The following is a 2,627-nucleotide window of genomic DNA, read 5'->3' on the forward strand; positions in this document are numbered from 1 at the left end:
GCGGCCTGGCAGGTGCCCACCGTGGGCACGGGCAACACCGCCGGCTACCGCTACGCCGTGGGCATGGCCAGCGGGCAGACCCTGGCGGTGTGGAACGACGCCACCCGCACCTACGTAACGCGCCTCAACCTCGACGGCACCATCGACAACAGCTTCTCCGTGGGCACTGGCGGCGGTCCCAACTCACTGTTCAGCGTTGCGCCGCTCGCCGGCGGCAAACTCCTGGTCAACGGCGACTTTACCACTTTCAATGGCCAGGCCGCGCCCTTCGGCCTGCTGCGCCTGCTGCCCAGCGGCGCGCCCGATGCCAGCTTCGCGGCGGCCAGCGCGGCCCGCAGCTTTGTGGAGCAGCCCGATGGCAAGCTGCTGGTGGTAGCCCCCGGCACCACTTCCCAGCTTGAGCGACTGGTGCGCCTCGGCACCACCGGCAGCCTCGATGCCGGATTTCAGGCAGTTGCCATCGGCAACGAGTCCTTCGCACCGGCCAATGCCGTAGTGTACCTGCAGCCCGGCACCAACGCCATCGTGCTCGGCGGCGACTTCACCACCGTGGCCGGACAGCCGCGCTTCGGGCTGGCCCGCCTCGTGAACACGGCACTGGCCACCCGGGCCGCCGCCGCCGTACCGCTGGCCGAAGTTTTCCCCAACCCGGCCCACGAACAACTCCAGCTGCGTCTGCCCGCCACGCCCACCGGCCCCATAATACTGGCCGATTTGCAGGGCCGCGCGGTACGCCGCTGGACGCTGGCCCAAGCCAGCGGCACGGTATCGGTCAATGGTTTAGCGCCGGGCGTGTACCTGCTGGGTGCAGCCACGGCCGCCGGCCAGAGCTGGCAGCGGGTCGTTGTTGAATAACCGCCTATCAGCCAACGCAAAAAGCCGGCTTCCCTCGCGGGAAGCCGGCTTTTTCATTTTTGCCAATAGGCTGCCGCTAGTTATCCAGCGTGGCCAGGTCAATCACGAAGCGGTACTTCACGTCGCCTTTCAGCATGCGCTCGTAGGCGTCATTGATGTCCTTCATGTCAATCAGCTCGATATCGGACATGATGTTGTGCTCGGCGCAGAAGTCCAGCATTTCCTGGGTTTCGGCAATGCCGCCGATGAGCGAGCCGGCGATGCGGCGGCGCTTGCCAATCAGGTTGAAGGCGTGCACCTGCGGCGCTTCGGGCGGCACGCCCAGCAGAATCATGGTGCCGTCGCGACGCAGCAGGTTCAGGTAAGCGGCCAAGTCGAGCGGGGCCGATACGGTGTTGATGATGAAGTCGAAGTAGTTGCGCACCGACTTCAGCTGGGCTTCGTCTTTGGTTACCACAAACTTGTGGGCGCCCAACTCCTTGGCATCAGCCTCTTTGTTGGGCGAGGTGCTGAGCACCGTTACTTCGGCGCCCATGGCGGCGGCCAGCTTCACGGCCATGTGGCCGAGGCCGCCGAGGCCCATCACGGCTACTTTGTGGCCGGGGCCCACGTTCCACTGGCGCAGGGGCGAGTAGGTGGTGATGCCAGCGCACAGCAGCGGGGCCACGCGGGCCAGGTCGAGCTTTTCGGACACTTTGAGGGTGTACTTCTCGTCCACCACAATCTGCGACGAGTAGCCGCCGTAGGTGGGGCGGCCGGTTTCCTTTTCGGTGCCGCCGTAGGTGCCCACCATGCCGGTGGTTTCGCAGTACTGCTCCAGGCCCTCCTGGCAGCTGGGGCAGGTGCGGCACGAGTCGACCATGCAGCCCACGCCGGCCAAGTCGCCTACTTTGAAGTTTTTCACGTGGTCGCCCACTTTCGTTACGCGGCCCACGATTTCGTGGCCGGGCACCATCGGAAAAATGCCGGCGCCCCACTCGTCGCGCACCTGGTGCAGGTCGGAGTGGCACACGCCGCAAAAGGCAATGTCAATCAGCACGTCGTGCGGGCCCACGTCGCGGCGCTCAAAGTTGAAGGGAGCGAGCGGGACACTGGGGGCCGGGGCGGCGTAGGCTTTCGTTGGAAGCATTATAAAAGGGTTGGGTGTTGAATGTTGAGGGTTGAATTGAAAAGCCAGAACGCCATGCTGAGCTGGTCGAAGCATCTCTACCGCAGCAGTAAATAGTTACGTTGCGCAGTAGAGATGCTTCGACCAGCTCAGCATGACGTTCAACTTTAATACGATTTTAACCCGCCGGCGCATGTAATGTTTGCGGTAGCGGCTGGCCGGCCAGTTGCGCGGCCACCAGCTCGCGCATGCGCCGCTGCGACTCGCGGGCAAACTTGCGCTGCAACGTGCGGCCAAACAGCTTGAAGCCCAACCAGTAAAATGGGTTGCGAATGTGGCCGGGCTGCGACACGGCGTGGATACGAAACTGCACCGCTCCGGTCGTCAGGTTTTTGTGAATGGTAAAATCAATCTGGCCTTTTTCGAAGTGGCCTTCGAGGGTGCGGTAGCCGTAGCCCCACACGCGCTCGGGCCCGGCGGGCGTGGGGCGGGCGGCCTCGTCGGTCACCTCGCTCACGCGCACGCCGAAGTAAAAGTTGAAGACTAGAAAGTGTGCCCGCAGCACCATAATGCGCTTTTCGAGCGGCACGCTGGGGTCGAAATAGCCGGTGATGAGGTCGGGCGGCGGGAAGGCGTAGCGGCGCAGCACCTCCTGCGCGGCGGC

At 64.2% G+C, this 2,627-nt stretch carries 3 protein-coding genes; 1 reads left to right on the forward strand and 2 read right to left on the reverse strand.

Annotated features, from left to right (window positions below; translation table 11 throughout):
• Positions 1–855, forward strand: an 855-nt coding sequence (locus ACYVDE_RS19835; RefSeq protein WP_460503268.1) for a T9SS type A sorting domain-containing protein, incomplete at its 5' end; no start/stop codon positions are given.
• A gap of 76 nt (positions 856–931) precedes the next feature.
• Here the strand turns inward: ACYVDE_RS19835 and ACYVDE_RS19840 are convergent.
• On the reverse strand, positions 932–1,984 hold the full coding sequence (locus ACYVDE_RS19840; protein WP_460503269.1) for an NAD(P)-dependent alcohol dehydrogenase: 1,053 nt from the start codon (positions 1,982–1,984) through the stop codon (positions 932–934).
• Positions 1,985–2,141: 157 nt separating this feature from the next.
• The coding region (locus tag ACYVDE_RS19845; protein ID WP_460503270.1) for a DUF1990 family protein at positions 2,142–2,627 on the reverse strand (486 nt) is incomplete at its 5' end.

The sequence above is a fragment of the Hymenobacter agri genome (assembly GCF_054778495.1).